General features: G+C 38.8%; 23 protein-coding genes, 2 pseudogenes and 1 riboswitch. Of the genes and pseudogenes, 12 read left to right on the top strand and 13 right to left on the bottom strand.

Annotation, left to right across the window (positions count from 1 at the left end; genetic code table 11):
- Nucleotides 1-66 precede the first annotated feature (66 nt).
- Together QI30_RS16045 and QI30_RS16040 are read right to left on the bottom strand one after the other, a co-directional pair.
- Nucleotides 67-885, bottom strand: coding sequence for an aminoglycoside 6-adenylyltransferase (locus tag QI30_RS16045; RefSeq protein WP_126991593.1), 819 nt, complete (start codon nucleotides 883-885; stop codon nucleotides 67-69).
- A gap of 3 nt (nucleotides 886-888) precedes the next feature.
- The gene (locus QI30_RS16040; RefSeq protein WP_126991592.1) at nucleotides 889-1,506 is read right to left on the bottom strand and encodes an alpha/beta hydrolase; all 618 of its coding nucleotides are present in this window, start codon (nucleotides 1,504-1,506) and stop codon (nucleotides 889-891) included.
- A gap of 176 nt (nucleotides 1,507-1,682) precedes the next feature.
- Here QI30_RS16040 and QI30_RS16035 point away from each other — a divergent pair, with 176 nt between their 5' ends.
- The 3 genes from QI30_RS16035 to QI30_RS16025 all read left to right on the top strand — a co-directional run bounded on the left by QI30_RS16035 (nucleotide 1,683) and on the right by QI30_RS16025 (nucleotide 3,775).
- The gene (locus QI30_RS16035) at nucleotides 1,683-2,507 is read left to right on the top strand and encodes a pirin family protein (protein ID WP_126991591.1); all 825 of its coding nucleotides are present in this window, start codon (nucleotides 1,683-1,685) and stop codon (nucleotides 2,505-2,507) included.
- Between the two features lie 76 nt (nucleotides 2,508-2,583).
- Nucleotides 2,584-3,246 carry an HAD family hydrolase gene (locus QI30_RS16030; protein ID WP_126991590.1) on the top strand — a complete coding sequence of 221 codons (663 nt, stop codon included), beginning with the start codon at nucleotides 2,584-2,586 and terminating at the stop codon, nucleotides 3,244-3,246.
- A 115-nt stretch (nucleotides 3,247-3,361) separates the two neighbouring features.
- Complete coding sequence (locus tag QI30_RS16025) at nucleotides 3,362-3,775, top strand: GNAT family N-acetyltransferase (protein WP_126991589.1); 414 nt, start codon at nucleotides 3,362-3,364, stop codon at nucleotides 3,773-3,775.
- 101 nt (nucleotides 3,776-3,876) lie between these two features.
- Here QI30_RS16025 and QI30_RS16020 read toward each other — a convergent pair whose 3' ends face one another.
- Nucleotides 3,877-4,359: a DedA family protein gene (locus QI30_RS16020; protein ID WP_126991588.1), complete on the bottom strand. Its 483-nt coding sequence runs from the start codon at nucleotides 4,357-4,359 to the stop codon at nucleotides 3,877-3,879.
- A gap of 272 nt (nucleotides 4,360-4,631) precedes the next feature.
- Here QI30_RS16020 and QI30_RS16015 point away from each other — a divergent pair, with 272 nt between their 5' ends.
- From QI30_RS16015 to QI30_RS21265, 3 genes are read left to right on the top strand one after another with little or no spacing between them, the layout of a single operon-like run.
- Nucleotides 4,632-5,141 carry a YwhD family protein gene (locus QI30_RS16015; RefSeq protein WP_126991587.1) on the top strand — a complete coding sequence of 170 codons (510 nt, stop codon included), beginning with the start codon at nucleotides 4,632-4,634 and terminating at the stop codon, nucleotides 5,139-5,141.
- A gap of 1 nt (nucleotide 5,142) precedes the next feature.
- On the top strand, nucleotides 5,143-5,379 hold the full coding sequence (locus tag QI30_RS16010; RefSeq protein ID WP_126991586.1) for a DUF362 domain-containing protein: 237 nt from the start codon (nucleotides 5,143-5,145) through the stop codon (nucleotides 5,377-5,379).
- Nucleotides 5,363-5,503: an RNHCP domain-containing protein gene (locus QI30_RS21265; RefSeq protein ID WP_126991668.1), complete on the top strand. Its 141-nt coding sequence runs from the start codon at nucleotides 5,363-5,365 to the stop codon at nucleotides 5,501-5,503. The genes QI30_RS16010 and QI30_RS21265 overlap by 17 nt, the downstream gene beginning before the upstream one ends.
- An 88-nt stretch (nucleotides 5,504-5,591) precedes the next feature.
- Here QI30_RS21265 and QI30_RS16000 read toward each other — a convergent pair whose 3' ends face one another.
- Complete coding sequence (locus QI30_RS16000) at nucleotides 5,592-6,101, bottom strand: SH3 domain-containing protein (RefSeq protein ID WP_126991585.1); 510 nt, start codon at nucleotides 6,099-6,101, stop codon at nucleotides 5,592-5,594.
- A 184-nt stretch (nucleotides 6,102-6,285) separates the two neighbouring features.
- Between QI30_RS16000 and QI30_RS15995 the strand changes: the two genes are divergently transcribed.
- Together QI30_RS15995 and QI30_RS15990 are read left to right on the top strand one after the other, a co-directional pair.
- On the top strand, nucleotides 6,286-6,636 hold the full coding sequence (locus QI30_RS15995) for an RNA-guided endonuclease InsQ/TnpB family protein (protein ID WP_126991584.1): 351 nt from the start codon (nucleotides 6,286-6,288) through the stop codon (nucleotides 6,634-6,636).
- Nucleotides 6,637-6,713: 77 nt separating this feature from the next.
- Nucleotides 6,714-6,926 (top strand): helix-turn-helix transcriptional regulator, encoded by a 213-nt coding sequence (locus tag QI30_RS15990; RefSeq protein ID WP_126991583.1) that lies wholly within the window; start codon nucleotides 6,714-6,716, stop codon nucleotides 6,924-6,926.
- Nucleotides 6,927-6,979: 53 nt separating this feature from the next.
- Here QI30_RS15990 and QI30_RS15985 read toward each other — a convergent pair whose 3' ends face one another.
- On the bottom strand, nucleotides 6,980-7,582 hold the full coding sequence (locus tag QI30_RS15985; RefSeq protein ID WP_126991582.1) for a LysE/ArgO family amino acid transporter: 603 nt from the start codon (nucleotides 7,580-7,582) through the stop codon (nucleotides 6,980-6,982).
- 107 nt (nucleotides 7,583-7,689) lie between these two features.
- Between QI30_RS15985 and QI30_RS15980 the strand changes: the two genes are divergently transcribed.
- A complete protein-coding gene (locus QI30_RS15980) occupies nucleotides 7,690-9,108 on the top strand; it encodes a PLP-dependent aminotransferase family protein (protein ID WP_126991581.1) in 1,419 nt (472 codons plus the stop codon).
- 106 nt (nucleotides 9,109-9,214) lie between these two features.
- Here the strand turns inward: QI30_RS15980 and QI30_RS15975 are convergent, their stop codons facing one another.
- From QI30_RS15975 to QI30_RS21260, 4 genes and pseudogenes are all read right to left on the bottom strand, one after another.
- Nucleotides 9,215-9,829, bottom strand: coding sequence for a hypothetical protein (locus tag QI30_RS15975; protein ID WP_126991580.1), 615 nt, complete (start codon nucleotides 9,827-9,829; stop codon nucleotides 9,215-9,217).
- Nucleotides 9,830-10,234: 405 nt separating this feature from the next.
- A complete protein-coding gene (locus QI30_RS15970) occupies nucleotides 10,235-10,546 on the bottom strand; it encodes a hypothetical protein (protein ID WP_126991579.1) in 312 nt (103 codons plus the stop codon).
- Nucleotides 10,547-10,657: 111 nt separating this feature from the next.
- A complete protein-coding gene (locus QI30_RS15965; RefSeq protein WP_126991578.1) occupies nucleotides 10,658-10,837 on the bottom strand; it encodes a hypothetical protein in 180 nt (59 codons plus the stop codon).
- Between the two features lie 157 nt (nucleotides 10,838-10,994).
- A riboswitch (cobalamin riboswitch) is annotated at nucleotides 10,995-11,172 on the bottom strand.
- A 27-nt stretch (nucleotides 11,173-11,199) separates the two neighbouring features.
- Nucleotides 11,200-11,313: pseudogene (locus tag QI30_RS21260) on the bottom strand (AsnC family transcriptional regulator); the annotation flags it as partial.
- An 11-nt stretch (nucleotides 11,314-11,324) separates the two neighbouring features.
- Here QI30_RS21260 and QI30_RS15955 point away from each other — a divergent pair.
- Together QI30_RS15955 and QI30_RS20480 are read left to right on the top strand one after the other, a co-directional pair.
- Complete coding sequence (locus tag QI30_RS15955) at nucleotides 11,325-11,549, top strand: hypothetical protein (protein ID WP_126991577.1); 225 nt, start codon at nucleotides 11,325-11,327, stop codon at nucleotides 11,547-11,549.
- 124 nt (nucleotides 11,550-11,673) lie between these two features.
- Entirely contained in the window at nucleotides 11,674-11,820 is a 147-nt protein-coding gene (locus tag QI30_RS20480) for a DUF6877 family protein (protein ID WP_158621050.1), read from the top strand.
- Nucleotides 11,821-13,551: 1,731 nt separating this feature from the next.
- On the opposite strand, the gene QI30_RS15950 is transcribed toward QI30_RS20480, so the two are convergent.
- From QI30_RS15950 to QI30_RS15945, 3 genes and pseudogenes are all read right to left on the bottom strand, one after another.
- Nucleotides 13,552-13,911: a hypothetical protein gene (locus QI30_RS15950; protein WP_126991576.1), complete on the bottom strand. Its 360-nt coding sequence runs from the start codon at nucleotides 13,909-13,911 to the stop codon at nucleotides 13,552-13,554.
- Nucleotides 13,912-13,947: 36 nt separating this feature from the next.
- Nucleotides 13,948-13,998 (bottom strand): annotated as a pseudogene (locus QI30_RS21255) (hypothetical protein); the annotation flags it as partial.
- Nucleotides 13,986-15,341, bottom strand: coding sequence for an RHS repeat protein (locus QI30_RS15945; RefSeq protein WP_126991575.1), 1,356 nt, complete (start codon nucleotides 15,339-15,341; stop codon nucleotides 13,986-13,988). The pseudogene QI30_RS21255 and the gene QI30_RS15945, both read right to left, overlap by 13 nt.
- 123 nt (nucleotides 15,342-15,464) lie before the next feature.
- Here QI30_RS15945 and QI30_RS15940 point away from each other — a divergent pair, with 123 nt between their 5' ends.
- Nucleotides 15,465-16,031: a hypothetical protein gene (locus QI30_RS15940; protein WP_126991574.1), complete on the top strand. Its 567-nt coding sequence runs from the start codon at nucleotides 15,465-15,467 to the stop codon at nucleotides 16,029-16,031.
- Between the two features lie 47 nt (nucleotides 16,032-16,078).
- Here QI30_RS15940 and QI30_RS15935 read toward each other — a convergent pair whose 3' ends face one another.
- Complete coding sequence (locus QI30_RS15935) at nucleotides 16,079-17,869, bottom strand: carbon starvation CstA family protein (protein ID WP_126991573.1); 1,791 nt, start codon at nucleotides 17,867-17,869, stop codon at nucleotides 16,079-16,081.
- Between the last annotated feature and the right edge of the window lie 314 nt (nucleotides 17,870-18,183).

The raw sequence follows: 18,183 nt of genomic DNA, 5'->3' as shown, positions 1-18,183 counted from the left end.
CATAACATGCATATTAAATGAATATAAAAAACGTCCCATTGACGATATAACGTTTTACGAACATCATTATCTTTTCAAAACATCCATCACATAACATCGCACCGTAGAAAATTCCTGTGCGTCATAAGAAAAGGCTAATTTTTCCGCCACCTGCGCAGCAACTTCCTCAAAGAATGTCATCATTATCTCAAGCGCTTCCTTCGTATGAAGCGGGTCCTTATACGTTGCTATGAGGCGTGACCACCATTCCTTTGATACATAGCGCGCCAAATATTTTTCATTTTTTCCAACACTGCACGAAAAATTCGTATCGATGCCAACATGCCATGTCATCATGAGTCGAAGCATCTCACGACAGCTCGCTAGATGATCGAGCGCATACAACGCTTCACCGCGCGCTTCGCCCTTTGCGACATAGGTCGTCAGCCACCAAAATTCATTGCAGCAATCTCCAAACTCAAGCGCACTCGGCTGTTTCACCCAGTAGTCGCGGTCACTAGGCGCTGTTAAAGATATTTCTTCATCCTTATCCAGCAAAATCTGCGTCAAGCTATCCTCGTGACAATACGCCTGTTTTTCCTCTATTGGAATGAGCATCAAATCAAGGCGCTCGCCATTTTCAAAAAGCATTAAATAGCTAAAGCGCCCACCTAGCTCTGGAGGAAATAGCGTCATATTTTCAGGCGTTTGCATTATCAGGCGCTTACCAAAAATATCGATCCACTGCGCATCTGCTAAAAAACTCGCCATATCCGTCACTAAAAAAGCAATATCATAATCCTGAAATGCATCCTTTGGCGCGTTATCATTCGTCCGCGAGCCATTCATCGCTACCATACGCACGCGCTCATCCGCGTTCGCAAAGTTTAAAACCTTATCGAGCATTCCTTACCATTCCTTCATAAATTGTTGAATCCTCTGTTGAATGTCGAGCAGATGTTGTAGCGCTACGTCGACATTTGGCTCTCGCTGTTCTAGCGAATGATTCGCCCCGGGTATTTCTAAAAGCGTCGCCTTTTGCGCTAACCGCTTCACATGATCCGCACGGTAATGCCCATCCTCCGTTCCAATGACCACAAACATGGGCTTGTCGCTCGCAAGTAAGCCCTCTGTAAATCCTTCAAATTGTAGTAATGGCGTTAAAATAATAAAAGCGACTTCGACATCCCACTGTGCTGTCACATATGCATAACTTAGCGGTAGCGTACCAAGCGATTTCCCGTAAAATAAAATGCGCTCATACTGCCCCGCTTCAAGTACCTCATCAATAACAGAGGATACATCTGCGGTAATTCGCTCAGTTATCGTCGCTGTAGCTTGTGTAAAAAAAGCGTCATCATACTCATAATGCACCTGCACGGTATCGATGTTTTTCTCTTTCATTAGCATAGAACCGTAATACATTAATGGCTTGTCGTATGTATAATTTGTTCCTGAAAGCATCACACAAAGTGTCTTTGCGCCTCGTTTCTCATATGTATAGTGAATTCCTGTTTTTGATTGCATATCCTCACCTCCAATTCATTATACCATTTTTCCACAACATCTTTTAAAATGTGTTGCCTAAACAACAAACACCGGTAGCTGTCTGTTGATACCCTTTACAAAAGCGACGATAGTATAGATATACAACAGGTGTTGCTTATAAAACATCTGTCCGAGAAACTAGAGGAGGAATTCAAATGTTAGGTATTCATACAATTCAATCAATCCCATTACAACGTGGTGACGGACGCAATTTACGCTACGTATTACAACTTCAAGACCCAATGAAAAGTGACCCATTTATCATTTTAGCGGATGATAAATTCGCACATAACACATGTGCGGATCATCCACATAAAGGGATGCAAACGGTAACGTATGTGTTAGAAGGTAGCTTAACTCACTTTGATAGTAAAACAGGTGGCGGCGGTCGCTTAACAGAAGGCGACTTCCAAATCATGACGGCTGGTCGTGGGATTATTCACAATGAAAATCCTGATGTAGGCGAAGAAGTACGTGTCCTTCAATTATGGGTTAATTTATCATCAGAAAACAAAAAACAACCGGGAAATTATCAAGATTTACCAAGCACAGATGTCCCTGTAAAAGACATCGCTGGTGGTCATGTGAAAGTATTTGCAGGTGACGTAGATGGTACGACTTCACCACTTGAATTAGTAACACCATTCGTTTTTGCAGAAGTACAGCTTGAAAAAGGCGCACACTATGACTTCCCTGTACAAGCAGGCTTTAACACGTATCTTTACGGCTTAGATGGTGCCTTCAACATTAACGGCGAAGCATTAAAAGCCTTTGATACCGTACAATTTGATACAGTAGACCATGCAGAAACGATTTCAATTGATGCAGCAGAAGATATGACACTTGTTATTTTCAGTGGCGAACCGATCAAAGAGCCTGTTGAAGCACAAGGTCCATTCGTTATGAATACGAAAGAAGAATTACACGAAGCCTTCGCAAGCTATCGTAATGGTACATTTTTAGAAGGCGCTCCGTATTAAGAAATAAAAACCAGGAATCCACGAATTCCTGGTTTTTTCATGTTATAATGGCGAAAATTCTGTTGGAGGACTGCTCATGCTAAAAGCTGTATTATTTGATTTAGATGGCACTTTATTAAACCGGGAGGCCTCTCTTAAAGCATTCATCGATGACCAATATGACCGCTTCGATGCATTAAAGGCTGTTTCAAAGGAGCGCTATTGCACGCGTTTTATCGAGCTCGACAACTACGGCTATGTATGGAAAGACCGCGTATATCAGCAACTTCTCAGTGAACTCCCCCCTTCTACGCTTACATGGCAGATGTTACTGGCAGATTATGTAACCAATTTTCCGCGTCACTGCATCGCCTTTCCTCACCTTGAAGATATGCTGTATCATCTCACACAACAGCAAATCGCACTCGGTATTATTACGAACGGCTATCATGATTTTCAGCTAGCGAATATTCAGGCACTCGGTATTGCACATTATTTTGACGTTATCCTCATATCAGAGTCACAAGGCATTAAAAAGCCGAATCCCGCCATTTTTTTACGCGCGCTTGAAAAGCTACATGTCACGCCTTTAGAAAGTGTTTTTATTGGCGACCATCCGCTAAATGATGTGCAGGCCGCAAAACAGGTAGGTATGAAGGGCATTTTGAAAACAGACGCGCAGCAAAAAACGATAGAAGCGGACGCTGTACTAACGGATTATGCGACCTTGCCATCAATGCTAACGGCGTTGTTTAACTAGCATTGACATGTTTAAATTTTCCAATTAAACTAAGGACAACTTTAAAAAAGGTGGTCTTACTGATGGTGAAATTACGCTAACTCCTCTACAGCATAATGAAAGAGGAGGAAAATCAATGAATTTTATAGTAAAAGAAGACAAAAATATTCCAGTTAACCAGCTAGAAGCCTTATACAGCGATGTTGGCTGGACAGCTTACACATGCGACCTTGACTTATTACAGCAGGCTTGCCGTCAATCACTCGCCATCTTCTCAGCATGGCAAGAAGATAAACTGATTGGCCTTGTACGTGTCATTGGTGATGGCTTAACAATTCTTTACATTCAGGATATTTTAGTGTTAACGAGCCATCAAAACGAAGGCATCGCGACGCATTTATTACAGCTTACGCTTGAAAAATACAATCATGTACGCCAGCATGTATTATTGACAGAAGAAGCGCCAGATGTACGTCATTTTTATGAAAAAAATGGCTTTACATCTTGTGATAAAGGCGAACTAGTTGCCTTTGCTAAAATGAATGCGTAGGCGAAAAAATAGGCATAAAAAAGAAGGCATCATGTGCTCACATGATGCCTTCTTTTTGTTACGAACCGATAATCTACTAGCGCCAATAAAGTCTCAGAAGCTCATAAGTGACCAATCAGACGACCCACTGTAATAAAAACTAAGCACCATGAAAAAGCACCAATACTCGTATACATTGTATAAACGCTCATTTTCATATTCGATGTGCCGCAAAAATAACTAATAATTTGACGGAAGCCTGGAATAAAGCAACCAATTAAAATCGATAGATGACCATATTTTGCCATAAATTTCTTGACTCTTTTTTTCGATTTTTCTTTTACTCTAAGCCATTTTGACAACTTTCTTGTAAGGGGTTGCCCCGCCTTTTTGCCAACAACAAAACTAATAAACATTCCCGAAAACGCGCCCGCAAAGCTAATAATCAGTGCATAGCCATAATGAAGTGATCCAAACTTCGTCAAATAGCCAACCGCCAGTAGCAGTATTTCATCTGGCACAGGGATGCCCACAAGACCTAAAATCAAATTAACAAAAACAATCAGATACCCATATTGGGAAATTAACTCATGAACAAGCTCCATGTTCTACCTCCACAAATGCCTGCAACTTTTATATGTCATGACAAGCTACATAAACATTACCTCTATTAATGGTACCACAGCTAGTAGCGTCATACTTACTTCGATGACAATTTTCGCATTTCTTTTCAACGAAATGTGCAAGTGTACACTCACCGCTCCACTCTTTCAGCCTTTTGAATGAACTTTGTAACCTTCATTCCTATGACCGAAGAAAGCATATTAACAGCATGCTATGTTGGTAGTAACAGAAGGCTAAAGGAGGCGCAAGATACATGAAAAAGATGGCATTTACAATTTTAAAAAACGATTCGACGGATGGAGATGGCGGCTTTGGTGTTGGGGTCATTGATTTAAACAATATCACACCAATCATTATCGACTGTGATAAGGACGAGGCTTACATCGATATTGACGCCTTACATGGTCGTAGCCAGATTGAAAAAAAGGTGCGCTTTTCACCAGATAAAGCTCATGCCACCGAAGAGTATTATGCGTACTGGATTGTTTGGATGGCAATGGAATTGAATGACAAAGGTCCTTATTATCATGCGATTACAGCAAGTGAAGTCCGCGTAGCCAAGTCCGAGCGCCGCATTAAACTTGGTTACAAATCCTTACCGGAGCAAGTAAATTTTTTAGACCACGCGATGAAAGGCAAAACGATAATTGCGCATATGGATGCACGTTCCAAGGAATTACTACGCGCTTTCTTGCAGCAAACAAATGCAGACTACTATGCCAATACACCGCATGACGTGCTACATTCTTTAGGAGGTGCGTAACATGGCTTTTGTAATTACGAGTGCTTGTCAAAATGAAAAAGCTGCCACCTGCCTTGCTGCATGCCCGGTTGATTGCATTGTCCTTGCCGGTACGCAGTATGTCATTGACCCAGATGTGTGTATTGACTGCGGCGCCTGCGAAACGGTGTGCCCGGTTGAAGCCATTTATCCACAAGAAGAGCTACCTGCTGATGAGCTTGGCGCCATTGATTTAGCAAGAAATTATTTTAAACCGTAAAAAAGGGTATCAGCTTGTCCATAAGTGCCTCCGATGCGGGAAAATCCAGCACAATAAAGTCGCTGTGAACACCGTACAGGAAGATAATATTTTGCACTTTCTGACCGCACACAATCAACACTAGATTATTTCCACCCCTTTCTTGCAAAGGGTTTTTTTCATTCCTCAAAAAAAGACCTTCAACAGTCAACTGTTGAAGGCCTACTACTTTATTACAGAGCGTCAAATGGCCCATGTACATATTTAGCGGACACATAGCCGATTTTCCCTTTGTACACAACTTGATACCATTTTGCATTATCATAGCTTGTTAATGAAATTAATTTGCCGTCTTTATAGCTTCCAATTACTTTATATTTTGTGCTCGGACCTGAACGAATATTTAAATTCGCACCACCTGTTTTTACGTAGCCAAGTGCTACTGCCACAGGAAGTTTTTTCACATAAGCTTTACTTACATAGCGTTTTACGCCTTTGTAAGATACTTGATACCATTTTGAATTAAAGCTTTTAATAACCGTTACCTTACTATTTCTTTTATATTGCCCAACTACTTTTGCTTTCGTACTTGCACTTGTACGGATATTTAGATGGTCCACCTGCGAATATTTCACCGTCGCTGCCTGTGCTTGTGTTGCAGATGATGGTGCTGCCGCATAGCTTAATCCAAATGCTGAAGTTGTGAGTGCTGTTGCAATTGCCCACTTGCTTAGTTTTTTCATGTAATACCCTCCAGAAAGAATTGTTTTGTAATTATTGGAAACTAATTACAGTATTCTGTTTCCCTATCTTTCCTCCTAAAAACCTTTTTTATAATAAAAAATGCTTATTCAAATAAAAGATGAATAATTTATTAATATTATGATATGTCTTTAGAATCATTATCACACGAGTGGTTGTTTCTCGGTGTCCATTACGTGCGAGGTCCCCAAATTTCACCCCCTGCCAAAAACACATCAAGCAATTGGCATTGATTTAGGCATCACCGATTTCGCGATTCTTTCGGATGGGCGTAAAGTGGATAACCAACGCTTTACGGCTAAGATGGAACAAAAGTTAAAACGTGAGCAACGAAACCTTTCACGCCGTTACGAACAAGCGAAAAAAGACAACCGGGTTTTACGAGACTGCATGAACTACCAAAAACAACGGCGTAAAGTGGCGCGTTTGCGTGAAAAAGTGGCATTTCAGCGAGAGGACTTCTTACACAAGTTGACGACGGCATTCATTCGTCAGTACGGTGTCATTTGTATATGACTATTTTAAATGCAGCCATTTGCATTACTTTTATTGTTGGGTACATCCTCCAAACTTGATAAGTGGAGTTGATTGAAATGAATAAAGAGGAATTATTGTTAAAAAATCATATTCGCGCTGCACGAAAAAAGAGAAAAATGTCTCAACGAGAGCTCGCCGAACTAATCGGCGTCTCAAGAAATACAATCAGTTCACTCGAAACGGGGCAATTCAACCCTACCGCAAAATTAGCCTTAATTTTATGCATCGCACTGGAGATGAAATTTGAAGACCTTTTTTATTTCGAATAAATGACATCAAAGGGTGCTCGGTCAATGACCAAGCACCCTTTTTAGAATGCGTTCTATATAGAGCCAGCCATTAAATAAATGGCCATTGCAAAAATAAAAATCGCAGCGCTTTTATTAAAAATGATCATCACTTTTCGCTGATTATGTAAATATTTCATGCGTGAGCCGACCAACATCAGCGCAAAAAACCAAATCCATGACACGATGATGCAACTCGCGGTAAATAACACAAGCTCCGAGCCACTATACTGCAAGGAGCTTGTACCAATGACTCCTATAATATCTACTAATGCAGACGGGTTTAAAAAAGACACCGAGCAAGCAAATAAAATTTGTTTTTTGATAGGTAAGGCAGTACCATCCATTTCCCCACTCGGTGCTGAACGCCAAATCGATACATTCATATAGAGTAGAAACAAAACGCCACCAATCATCATCACCATGCGTAGCCACTCAAGCTGCATAATTAAAAAAGACAACCCCCCTACCGATAATAAAATCAAAATTGTATCACAAATTGAAGCAGTAATACTCGCAGGTAATGCGCGTATGAGTGACGGCTGTGTAGCGCCCTGTGTAAAAATAAAAACATTTTGTACGCCTAATGGCAAAATAAGACCCAATGCTAAAATAAATCCATGTATAATCGTTTCCAATTCTCTCACTCCATTTCCCTTTTACTTTATCGCAGGCTATACTGGTAGAAAACGACCAATTGGTTGGTTATTTACCCAACCAATTTAAAAGGAGACCTTGACCTTATATGGAGTGGAAGCCTACAAAAGAGAGCTATCAAACGTATCATACACAAATTGTGAATTGGTTTACCGAACGCATTGCCTGTGGTGATTTTCCAATCGGTATGAAATGTCCGTCACAGCGCGCCTTAGCTGTACAATTTGACGTTAATCGTAGCACCATCAACACCGCAATGGAGGAATTAAAGGCAAACGGCTTGCTTGAAACAGCTGTTGGCTCTGGTACATTTATTGCCCAAAATCCTTGGCCTTATTTGCTTTCTCAGCCAAAATGGCAGCAGCAAATTAACGCCAGTATCCATAAGCCAAACATCGAAACCATTCAATTAATTAATGATTATGAGCAAAGACAGGACATGATACGCTTAGGGACAGGCGAACTTGCATTAGAGCTTTTACCAACACAGGCACTCGAAAACTCGCTAAAAAACATCACCCTTTCCCCGCAAGCAATCGGTTATTCGGAGCCACAGGGCAATCAGGAGCTACGTGAAAATCTTTGTATTCATTTGAAAAAAAGAGGTATTGAAACAACAGCTGATAATATTTTGATTATTTCCGGTGCACTGCAGGCATTCCAGCTAACTGCTGTTGGATTATTAGAGCCGGGCTCATTTGTTTTCCAGCAAAAGGCTTCTTATTTAAATTCGATTCATCCATTTCAATCAGCGGGCATGCATCTGTACGGCGTCGATAATCCGTCGAATCTTCACGACACATTGGCGAAGCTGAAACGAAATCGTCATGGTCTTTTTTATGCGATTCCAACGCTCGAAAATCCAACGGGACGCATCTGGACAGAGAAAGAAAAAAGAGATGTGTATGATATATGTAGTAAGCTGTCGATTCCGATACTTGAAGACGATGTGTATGGTGAATTGCTATTTGACGAAGCAAAAAGCCGCCCAATTAAAACCCTCGACCAGACAGGGCAGGTGCTTTATGTGGGCAGTGTTTCGAAAACGATCAGCCCCGGACTACGTATTGGCTGGATTGTCGGTCCTAAAACCGTGATTCGACGCTTGGCAGATATTAAAATGCAGACGGATTATGGCTCAAGTGCGATTTCACAAGCAATTTTAACTCATTGGCTAACGACGGGCCTATACGAAAAATCACTCGTTACCCTTCGACAGCAATTAAAAATACGTGCTGATTTTCTCGAGCAGCTTCTTGTGAAATACTTCCATCACATTGCCACATGGACATCTCCAAAAGGAGGCTTTTATATTTGGCTGAAATTTTCAGAGCCCGTCATTACAAAAGCTTTATTTACGACGATGCTCGAGCAAAAAATCATTATTCACCCCGGATATGTCTATCAGCCAAATGATTTTCATCATCTACGCTTATCCTATGCCTATGCCACTTTTGAGCAGATGGAAATAGGTATTCAAAAACTCGCTTCGATGCTGACGATATAGTGCATGAAAAGGCTCATACTCCTTGCCTAATATGCTCCCTTTTTCTAAACCATTTGCCATATAAAAAAGGTACCAAGCCATCTAACTGCTTCGTACCTTTTTCATTTTATTCATCTTCTCCCAAAATTAGCTGCCCGTCTTGATGAAACATATCAAATAGACTTTTAGACGTTACATCATGCTTTTTAATGTACTCAATGATTACAAGTAGAAGCCTTCGTGGGTTTCTTTCGTAATAAATCGTTTCTGTTTCAAATAGCAAGATAGGTTGATTGAGCTCTGCATCTGATTTTGGTTTCGTTTTATATGCCCATTGTACTTCTGGAAAATGAGCGCGAATAGTCTCCGCAAAATAAATGGAAATATCCAATGCAAGTGCGTAATCTTCCTGATCTATCTCATAGGGATGCTCTAACAGACTTTCTTTTTCACTTTCGTACACAAACCATGGCAGGCCATCCCATGATTGAAAAATCTCCTCCAATTCTTCCTCCGAAAGTTTGTATAAATTGATAACAGACAAATACCAATCAAACAGGTGAATAAGTGACGCTGGCGAGAAATCCAGCTCGATTTTTCCTTGTGTTAACTGCTCTAGCACATTAAGTCGTGAAGGAATCTCAGAAATATACCAATCAAAAAATTGCTTCGCTTCACCTTTATTCATTTCTTCAAAATCTTTCATGTCAAAAGGCGGCGCAATAAGTGGATAATTTAACAAGACAAACACCCCATCTCTTAGGAACTTATATAATCGTATTCTATAGGCAATTGCACAATCCCTTCTTTTCGCAAAAATAGTATTTATTATAGACACATAGATTATTTCAAAGCGACTGTATTATTGAAAGAATCGATGCCTTCTTTTATACACTGCATTGAAAAGCTTAGGGAAATTGTTCGTGCGATGCCATCAGATCCCTTTGTTTTAGAACAAGTGAAAGACGTCGATTTCTAATCTAAAGAAGAATTATATTATCAATTTGATAAGCTGGATTACTTTCTAGAAATGATGGAAGCAGGAAATCATTCCATCATCGCTTTCGGTATATAAATCGTGACTAATCAGAAAAAAACGCGTACCTACCATATACTTGGTCAGGTACGCGTTTTTATTCATTAGAAATTAATCGTCTAAATCATATTCATATATCGGGTTCAAAAGCATGAGAACAGACACAATAAAATTATTATAACCATCAAATTCTTCTATCTCTTCTTCAAGGATGAATTTTGTCTCTTTATTCGCTTGAATAAAGTCGAGATATTTTTTAACAAATGCATTTTCATCTAAAGTTTCTATATCACTTAAAATCTCAACAGATGCTTTAAGGCTCCCCCTATCGTAAATCTCAAAATCTATCTTTTCTTCTGGGGAACGATTTTTAATATACTGGATTTTTCTATTAACGATGTCTTGTAGCGTCAAATTTTTCATCTAACATCCTCTCCATTTCCCTATGCACAAATCAATTCAAATTCCTGATATAACGGCTCTTCTCCGTCCCAATCATGCAAAAGCTCATCCATTTCCGCTTCATTTAACATATTAACTACGTCCTACTAACTCACGGCGTACAATTTCATAAGCCTGCATAATCAGTTGCTGCTCTTGTGGATGGTCGTCAACTAATTCCGCTTGCATATCCTGCATTGTAGAATATACACCTGCTACCTGGTTGTTTAAAATCATTATCCAAAATTGATCTACATACGTGTTTTCATTCATTTGTAAAACTCCTCATTTTTTATTTAACATAAGCCAAACAAAAAACGCTATTTCAATAAAGAAATAGCGCTGGATTTTTATGCATAGTCAAATAAGTGGCCTATCTTACACCACGATACTTTCGCACAAAACACCGCCTATTTCCACGTAGGCATTTGGTGTGTACTAGATACTGGCAGGTCTCCTGACTTCTCATCCACATCTTCTATGCCTTCCCAGTTTCCCAGTGGCTTATCATAAAAGACTCCGAATCACAGTTGCGGGACAGTGGCGGATTTTCACCGCGCTTCCCTTTTAAGCATGCTCTCACACGCACCAGCTCATACACGTTATGTTATTACCTCTATTGTATCGTATTTTATTTATTCAGTATATGGTAAAATACTTTTTTTCGAGCTACATGACAGTACAATATTCGTCGATGGCTTAGCATATGCCATCGACGCATCAATAAATTGCTCCAATGTTTCAACAGAAGGCGAACTGCATGACAACATCAGCTAACGGCTCACGCTTACTTCAACGCTTTACGTGGGCTATCAATATCTACAATGCCACTGAATCGATTTACTATCTGCTTACATATGACTTCTTTTATGCATGTATCTGGGCTATCTCTTTCGGCCTAACTACATGGTGTTTGGAATCAAATGAAGAGCTTGTAGAGTCGCAAAAAGAACAAAGTAAATGGTTTGAACAAAGACTTCAATAATTCTAGTACTGCTAACATCTGCCTAAAATTAATTACAGTGTTGAACAAACAAGCTCCATTCTTTATTGAATAGGGATTTACTAATGACTATTAAAAACGAAATGATTCTAAAAGAACTGAAACGATGCAAGTACCGGTATACGTTGCAAGAGATGTCAACAAACGTTTGCACGACTGGTTCGAAGCTGGTGGCCTAGAGAATTCACATTATGTGCGCACACAAATCAACTTCTTAAAGATGATTGGCGCAACCAAAGAGCTTTGCGTTTAGGCTGTGTCGCATGAACTTGAATTCCCAGATAAATTTTTCGACTATGTATATTCACAATCTTTGCGTATAGCACATACGGTATTGGAAACGTTAGAAGTTAATGAAGCGGACACTAAATTTTCCTGCTTCGTAAGGTTGTACAACGTCCCCACAGAATACTTCAATAGACTATCTAAAAAATTCAAGAGGAATACGGCGGGCTGCGTATTTCGAATGATTGAGGATTCACTTCTTTATATCTTAGAGAAGTATGGATTATCCCTCTCTATTAAAAGAATGGATTGGTCCGTATTTCCAGAACAAGCAGTCGAAGAAGATCTTAGCATCTATATAGATTTCTACACTTACAAACTATAACTACAGTTAATCTTAGGAGGATTTTTATTATGTTAATGGTAAACACTAAAGGTATCACAGGTTGGTCAGCAATAACATTTAGCGCAATTGATTCTTTAGAATAAATTTCAGTAGGGGACGTTGTAAGCTTTTCGCAAGCTACACTCGATGGCAAATCGGTGCGCGAATTTCCAGTTAAAGTAATTGACGACCAAACACAAACTATCACATTCGAGCCAACAGCAAGTGTTGTTCTGCCAGCTCGTAAATTTGCATAGGAGGGCTCACCATGAAAGCTGAAAAAGCCATTGCACACTAGCTTGACGGGAAATTATCCGTTCCATCAGATACGATCACGATTCAAGGAGGGACGCTTTTTTCATATGCAACAGCAATTGCTCAACGAACAGGAGATAACGAATACATCATCAACACAACAAAGTATAGAGGGGAAACATTAGAAGCGCAGGCGGCTCTTCGGGTTCAAGTAAAAGAGATCCGAGCAACTGTAACTTGCGTATCAAATGTGCCAGTTGGGGAAAGTTCTCTATTGCCATTCATCAAAATGCAAAGAGGTGCTGTTTAAATAATCAAAAGCATGTTGTGTTGGAAACAAAAATACATACGATTTTCTCCAAATTGAAAATCAAAGGATAATCTTTTGAAACTACCAAGGGATTAGAGAAGCGAACTAATAAAAAATCAAGAAAAAAAGGCAGTCGATTGACTGCCTTTTTCGTGTTTAAATTGTGTATGCAATTCATGTAAAGGGGTGTTATCGGTAGTGACGAAAACAGAGTATTTTTTTCTATCATCGCAGCTCCAAGAAACTTAATCATTGAATAAATAGAACCCATTGAAAAAAATAAGATTAAGAAAATTATTTCAAATAGGATATCATTTAAAAAATCATTACACCTACTATCCATATTTTTCATAGCCTTTATATCCGCCTTTGGTCAATGCCTATGCAGCTAATAATGCGTCAATTGAATCTCTTTATTCTATACTAAAGTCTGATCGTGTATATTTTATTTGAATACAAAATTCTTAATCAATTACTCCAAAATCATATAAAATCTTGAGCATCAAACAATAAAATAAAAATGCACACCCTCCATAAATGAAAATAGCCCATAAGTAATAGTTAACCTTGGGAGAAAAAGGAGTTATTTTTCTGAAAGCCTCCCAATCTGAATCATTAAAATATAATTCTTTTGTTTTTTTGAGCGAGAATAGATATACAAATACTATCGGAAACATCAAAAAAACAAAGCCTATATAAGGACTCTCAAACATATCTTATTTCACGCCTTTCAAACTTCACTTTAAAACCACCATTTTTTTCTTTGTATACTTATTCTTTATTTTTTGTACAAAAGGTTTTATTCCTGCTCAAATAAAAGATTCTGTTTTACCAAAATATGAGAGTATTTGATTTTCACTGAACGAACCTTTAGAAAAATCACCAAAATTACCGACTAGATAAGCAGCCGGAGCAATATGTCCAGATAAAAATTTACCTGCTATATCGCTGAGTTCACCAGCTTTTTTTAATTTACTAACTAAACCTAATCCTATTGCTCCTGATAAAGCACCTCTACCCATAGTAATACCTAATTCTTTAAAACATATTTCTTTCTTGAATTTCTTAGTTCCATATTTAGCAATTAATTTAGCTATATAGGATACAGCATTGATCAGAGCACCTCCTAATATTTGGGCTAATTTCCCGTTAGGATCAATCTTCATCACTGGATTACCATTCTCATAGCTATAACCATTTTGCGACAGCGGTTCGTCATCATCTCCTGGATGTGGGTCTAACGCTAAGAAAGAACCATTTTCTGGGTTATAGTAACGTGCTTGTAAATAGTAGTTATTCGTTTCTTCATCATAATACCAGCGTAACGAATTGGGTTCGCTTTTGCTAAAGCACCTTCAGCTGTAAGAATGTTTCCGTATGCATCATATGTGTATGAGGCGACTTCATTATCTTCACTATCACGAATGCTTAATACATCGCCACGATGATTTGTGATGAATTGATATGCTTTCGTTTCAAAAGTATCCACATTGTTTTTGGCTTTCACTATCATACCAAGTGGTGTATAACCATTCCATTCATATAAACGGTACTCGGTTACAGTATCATTTACTTTCACAACTTCCATATCTAATACTTCATTATTATAGAAGTATTCATGTGTTGTATCACCAACTGTTTTTGTTAAACGTAGACCATCTTCATCATATGTGTAAGAAGCAACTGGGTTACCTTCCAACGTTTTTACTTGAGTAAGGCGTTGTTGCTGGTTGTACGTGTACTTATAGTTTTCATCTTGTAGTAAATTACCATCTTTATCATATTCAAACGCTGTATCATTTTTCGTTTTAATTTGATTCGCATCGTTATACGTAAATGTAGAAACGATTCCATTTGTGTCTGATTGCGTTCGATTTCCTACAGCATTGTATTCATAAGAATTAATCGTACCGTTCGATAAAGTTTCTCTGATTAATTGATCGTTTTTATCGTATTCAAATGAACTTGAAGTATCATTCACTGTTTCTTTTGAAATATTCCCATTCTTTGTGTATTCATAAGTGATTTCAAAAGGCGTTTGTTGTTTTGTTGTATAAACTAATGAATTTAATAAGTTACTATCATTTGTTCGTGCAACTTGTACAAGTAAATCAGCATTTAATGTTAAAGTTGTTTGACTATTCGCAACATCTGTATCAACTGTATACGTATGAGCGTTTGTACTGTCCAGACCATACTTGAGTTGGTCTATGTCATCACTATTTTCTTTATAAGTAATTTCTTGATTGAAAGCAGTTTCATCATTATAAACTGTTTGACTCTTGATAAGACGCTCTGTCTCATCATATTCATATTTTTGACTAAACAGGCCTAATGTATAGGTTGCAAGGGCATTTGTTTCAGCCTCATACATAAATATTTTTAAGGCTTCATTATTTCGTAAAATAGCACTTGTATTCCCATTTTCATCATATTCATACGTAACTATATCATTGCCATTATTTATTTGACTTACTTGACCATCACTGTTGTAAGTATAATTTGTTTCAATACCTGATGGTAAAGTAGTGGCACTTAAATCACCATTTAGGTCATATGCATACTTAAATTCCATCGTCGGCATTTTCACAGAAGTCACTTGATCGTTATCATTATATACATATGATTTTGACGATTTAAAGCGCCTATTGCGACTTCATTTGAAAAAGCCTATACTATTTTCTGGAAACTAATCAGAAACATAGAAATAGGAGTTTTAATAATGAGGAAAATCGCAAAATTAAGTACCGCTGTCTTACTTCTTTTCACATTAGCTGCCTGCTCGAATGATGTAGCAGAAAAAGCTGCTGCTAAAAAGGAAGCAGCACAATTGGCCGAGCAAAAGAAAGCGGAAGCACTAAAGATTGTACAACAGCAAGAAAAGCATGCCAGCAAAGTAGTTGCGAAGGCACAAAAGAAATTGGACTGGGCAACCTATAAAAAGGCGAAAAAAGTCGTTAATCAACTACAACAAACAGATGAAAAAGACAAACTAGTAAACAAGCTAACCGGCATTAAAAAGAAAATTGTTAAAAACGAACGTATTGCGGCAAAGAAAGCGGAAGCTGCTAAACAAGCCGAAAACGCTAAACAAGCTGAAATCGCTAAACAAGCCGAGGCCGAACCTCAAACATTAACGGCTTTTGTTAATAAATATGGTATGTCTCCTGCAGCCTACAAGGTACAGTATCAAGGAATGTCAGAAGAACAGGCATTACGCTCAACGCCTGATGCCATGAAAACTTCAGGTGAAATGCAAATCGGTTATATCAAATACGGTATCGAATAATTCTCATAAAAAAAGGAATCGCCAGCTCGCTGACGATTCCTTTTTTATTATACCGTTGTTTTCACAAAGCGTGGATCTTGCCATTGTTGCTTCCACTTCATTGCAGAGGCAATAATGATGACGATACCAAGCGCCAACATAATACATGATAAAATACCGTTTAATACATTGAAGCCACCTGCTGCTGAATTCCAGTAAACTTTTTTCACCATCCAGAACCCTGCTACATTGACCGTAATGTATAAGTAAACGAGTGGGATAAAGCATGTTAACGCATAAATACGTTTGTCTGCCACTTTCAATACATACGTGACACCACAGGCTAAGCCGATTGAGGCCATGAGCTGATTGGATACACCAAATAATGCCCATACAGATGCGATATCACCTGAGTTGAGTAAATAACCCCAAATCACACAGGCAAGCGCACTCGCAAAAATCGTGCCTGGTAGCCAATCTGTTTTCTTAAGTGGCTTATACACATTGCCTAAGAAATCTTGAATTAAATAACGTGCTGTACGCGTTCCCGCATCAATTGCCGTTAAAATAAATACGGCTTCAAACATAATCACGAATTGATAGAAATAACGTGTTAAATGGCTAAACCACTCAACACCCGCAAAAATAGACGCCATACCGACTGCAAGCGTTACAGCACCACCTGTACGACCTTCTAAATCCATACCAACCGCTGCCGCAAGCTGTGGCAAATCAACCGTCGCCATTCCAAGTGCTTGGAAAGCTTCAGGTGTAGAGTTAATCGCAAAATAATCGCCCGGATGTAAAACCGTTGCGGCAATTAATGCCATCACCCCGACAAGTGATTCTACAAGCATCGCTCCAAAACCAACGATGCGGATATCCTCCCAGCGGTCAAGCATTTTTGGTGTTGTCCCTGATCCAACGAAGGCATGGAAGCCCGAAATCGCACCACATGCAATCGTAATCGAAACGAATGGCCACACAGGACCTGCAACAATTGGACCGCCACCATTAATGAAATCTGGAATAATAGCTGGGAACTGGATTGTTGGATTAATAATAAAGACGCCAATAATTAGTGCAATAAAAACACCGATTTTCATAAAACTACTTAAATAATCACGCGGTGCTAATAAGAACCACACTGGCAGAGCTGCTGCGAAAAATGCATACACTGGTAAAATAATTGATAATGTCGCTTTATCTAATGTTAAAACGTTTCCTAGCCATGTACCCTCAATGTATGGACCGTAGAATACGGCTGCCACTAAGAGTAAAATACCAATCACTGTCGGAACCCATAAATTATTCATTAAACGCTGCATCACACCCATTAACATCGCAATTGGAATCGTTGCTGCCACTGCGAAGGTACCCCATGGATTTTCTGCTAACGCACCTAAAATAACCATCGATAAACCAGCCATTGTAATCGTAATGATGAATAGCATGGCAAGGCCTGTACAAAAACCCGCTACTGGACCAAGCTCCTCACGCATCACTTCTGATAATGATTTACCGCCTTTCATCATCGACGCAAATAATACAACCGCATCATGCACGGCACCCCCGATTACTGCCCCGATTAACAGCCATAAATAGCCTGGTAAATAACCAAACTGTGCTGCTAAAATTGGTCCTACAAGTGGCCCTGCTGCCGCGATAGCTGCGAAATGGTGACCAAACGCCACCCATTTGTTTGTCGGCACATAGTCTTTGCCGTCATTTTTTTCATGTGCAGGCGTTGGTGCATCATCATTGATTTTCAATACTTTTTTCGTAAAGAAAATACCATATAAACGATACGCTATTGCTAGCACACAGATTGCTCCAATTACAAGTGTAATGGCATTCATCTGTCATCCCCCTAAATATGTATAGATTTTGCACAGAATTTTCAGATAAATCACTACGAAAAGTAGCGTTTTATTCCGTGCATTCCCACAAAAGTTTTCTCAATTTTGTGAACATTTCTATTTTAACTAGAAAATGTTACAAAAAGATACCCTTTATTTAAAAAATAAGTAATTTTCGTCATTCTATTTTCTGAAATCAAACGATTAATGGATACATCTTCATTTATTTACTAAAAATGAACAGTTTCTATCATTTCATTCATTGAAATTAGCGCTTCTGTCTGCTATTTTTCTCTATTTCCTATTGGTACGCT

Source organism: Candidatus Kurthia intestinigallinarum (assembly GCF_003991225.1).
GTDB classification, from domain to species: domain Bacteria; phylum Bacillota; class Bacilli; order Bacillales_A; family Planococcaceae; genus Kurthia; species Kurthia populi.
This window is presented reverse-complemented; position numbering and strand designations above follow the sequence as displayed.

Bases quoted from the DNA above. Each gene is read 5' to 3' on its own strand.
- QI30_RS15935 (WP_126991573.1), bottom strand. From the start codon at position 17,869: ATGAATGCCATTACACTTGTAATTGGAGCAATCTGTGTGCTAGCAATA.
- QI30_RS15970 (WP_126991579.1), bottom strand. From the start codon at position 10,546: ATGAAAAATTTGACGCTACAAGACATCGTTAATAGAAAAATCCAGTAT.
- QI30_RS16035 (WP_126991591.1), top strand. From the start codon at position 1,683: ATGTTAGGTATTCATACAATTCAATCAATCCCATTACAACGTGGTGAC.
- QI30_RS20480 (WP_158621050.1), top strand. From the start codon at position 11,674: ATGCAAGTACCGGTATACGTTGCAAGAGATGTCAACAAACGTTTGCAC.
- QI30_RS15965 (WP_126991578.1), bottom strand. From the start codon at position 10,837: ATGAATGAAAACACGTATGTAGATCAATTTTGGATAATGATTTTAAAC.
- QI30_RS16015 (WP_126991587.1), top strand. From the start codon at position 4,632: ATGAAAAAGATGGCATTTACAATTTTAAAAAACGATTCGACGGATGGA.
- QI30_RS16000 (WP_126991585.1), bottom strand. From the start codon at position 6,101: ATGAAAAAACTAAGCAAGTGGGCAATTGCAACAGCACTCACAACTTCA.
- QI30_RS16040 (WP_126991592.1), bottom strand. From the start codon at position 1,506: ATGCAATCAAAAACAGGAATTCACTATACATATGAGAAACGAGGCGCA.
- QI30_RS16020 (WP_126991588.1), bottom strand. From the start codon at position 4,359: ATGGAGCTTGTTCATGAGTTAATTTCCCAATATGGGTATCTGATTGTT.
- QI30_RS16025 (WP_126991589.1), top strand. From the start codon at position 3,362: ATGAATTTTATAGTAAAAGAAGACAAAAATATTCCAGTTAACCAGCTA.
- QI30_RS15940 (WP_126991574.1), top strand. From the start codon at position 15,465: ATGAGGAAAATCGCAAAATTAAGTACCGCTGTCTTACTTCTTTTCACA.
- QI30_RS16045 (WP_126991593.1), bottom strand. From the start codon at position 885: ATGCTCGATAAGGTTTTAAACTTTGCGAACGCGGATGAGCGCGTGCGT.
- QI30_RS16010 (WP_126991586.1), top strand. From the start codon at position 5,143: ATGGCTTTTGTAATTACGAGTGCTTGTCAAAATGAAAAAGCTGCCACC.
- QI30_RS15990 (WP_126991583.1), top strand. From the start codon at position 6,714: ATGAATAAAGAGGAATTATTGTTAAAAAATCATATTCGCGCTGCACGA.
- QI30_RS15955 (WP_126991577.1), top strand. From the start codon at position 11,325: ATGACAACATCAGCTAACGGCTCACGCTTACTTCAACGCTTTACGTGG.
- QI30_RS15980 (WP_126991581.1), top strand. From the start codon at position 7,690: ATGGAGTGGAAGCCTACAAAAGAGAGCTATCAAACGTATCATACACAA.
- QI30_RS16030 (WP_126991590.1), top strand. From the start codon at position 2,584: ATGCTAAAAGCTGTATTATTTGATTTAGATGGCACTTTATTAAACCGG.